The sequence below is a fragment of the Pantoea sp. SIMBA_079 genome (assembly GCF_046940275.1).
GTDB classification, from domain to species: domain Bacteria; phylum Pseudomonadota; class Gammaproteobacteria; order Enterobacterales; family Enterobacteriaceae; genus Pantoea; species Pantoea borealis.
The window spans coordinates 1-230 of record NZ_JAWRYR010001015.1; the positions used below are offsets into that span (position 1 = coordinate 1).

Here is a 230-nt window from a genome sequence, read left to right on the forward strand (position 1 = left end):
GAGTATAAGTTAATTCAAAAAGCAGTAGTGAAGGTGTTACGTGATTATAAAGCTCTAGCTGTACGTATGGAGAATCAAAGTGAATGTGAGAGAGAAAGTATTCAGTTATTCCCTGAATTACGTGATACAAGGAAGATAAATGATTACAAGTACTTGCAAATAAAAAGAGCATTAGAACATTCATTGGATATAGAGCAAAGAGAGATCATTGAGCGTAAGTATTTGAAAAG

At 33.0% G+C, this 230-nt stretch carries 1 pseudogene; it reads left to right on the forward strand.

Annotated features, from left to right (window positions below):
• Nucleotides 1-230 (forward strand): annotated as a pseudogene (locus SB719_RS22980) (ArpU family transcriptional regulator); the annotation flags it as partial.